Origin of the sequence: Embleya scabrispora DSM 41855 (assembly GCF_000372745.1) — a bacterium.
GTDB lineage: Bacteria > Actinomycetota > Actinomycetes > Streptomycetales > Streptomycetaceae > Embleya > Embleya scabrispora.
Genome location: NZ_KB889659.1, coordinates 1 through 1,187 on the forward strand (window position 1 = coordinate 1; position 1,187 = coordinate 1,187).

The window sequence follows — 1,187 nt, forward strand, 5'->3', positions numbered from 1 at the left end:
GTCGGTCGCACGCCCGAGTACCTGGGCAAGAAGATCGGCGCCGGCGAGATGAAGCTGGTCGCGCTCTACATCCTGGTGGTACCCGCCACCATCCTGACCTTCACCGGTATCGCCATCGCGCTGCCCGGTGAACAGGCCGCGATCCTCAACTCCGATTCGCCGCACGGCATCTCCGAGGTGCTGTACGCGTTCACCTCGGGCGCCAACAACAACGGCAGCGCGTTCGCCGGGCTCGGCGCGAACACCGAGTTCTACAACACGATGATCGGGTTGGCCATGCTGATCGGCCGGTTCGTGCCGATCTGCCTCGTGCTCGCCCTCGCCGGTCGACTCGCCGAGCAGAAGAGCATCCCGGACACGGCGGGCACCCTGCAGACGCATCGGCCGCTGTTCGTGGGCCAACTCGTCGGCGTGATCCTGATCATCACCGGCCTGACCTTCTTCCCCGCCCTGGCTCTCGGGCCGCTTGCCGAGGGATTGGCATGACAGACACCGCAATACGCCCCACCGAAGAACACGTCGAGTCACCCACCGGCCCCGGCCGGGTCTCGGCCGGCCTGTTCGAACCCCGTCAACTGCTCAAGTCGCTGCCCGGAGCCCTGCTCAAGCTCGACCCCCGGGTCATGGTCCGCACGCCGGTCATGTTCGTGGTCGAGATCGGCTCGGTCATCACGACCGTCATGGCGATCAAGGACCCGAGCGTCTTCGCCTGGGTGGTCACCGTCTGGCTGTGGCTGACCGTGGTGTTCGCCAACCTGGCCGAGGCGGTCGCCGAAGGGCGCGGCAAGGCGCAGGCGGACACGCTGCGCAAGGCCAAGACCGACACGGTCGCCCGGCGCGTGGTCGGCGGCAGGGAAGAGCGGGTCGCGGCCACCGAGTTGGCCATCGGCGACCTCGTGGTGTGCGAAGCCGGCGACGTCATCCCCGGCGACGGCGACGTCGTGGACGGCGTGGCCAGCGTGGACGAGTCGGCGATCACCGGCGAATCCGCGCCGGTGATCCGCGAGTCGGGCGGCGACCGGTCCGCGGTGACCGGCGGTACGAAGGTGTTGTCGGACCGGATCGTCGTCAAGATCACCACCGAGCCCGGCAAGACCTTCATCGACCGGATGATCGCCCTGGTCGAGGGCGCCGCCCGGCAGAAGACGCCGAACGAGATCGCGCTCAACATCCTGCTCGCGTCGCTG

At 68.3% G+C, this 1,187-nt stretch carries 2 protein-coding genes; both read left to right on the forward strand.

Going from position 1 to position 1,187, the window contains the following annotated elements:
• A partial coding sequence (locus A3IC_RS54815) for a potassium-transporting ATPase subunit KdpA (RefSeq protein ID WP_040876736.1) occupies positions 1-486 on the forward strand: 486 nt, incomplete at its 5' end.
• Positions 483-1,187 (forward strand): P-type ATPase actuator domain-containing protein (locus A3IC_RS54820; RefSeq protein ID WP_020551129.1); only part of this gene is annotated, 705 nt, incomplete at its 3' end. The genes A3IC_RS54815 and A3IC_RS54820, both read left to right, overlap by 4 nt.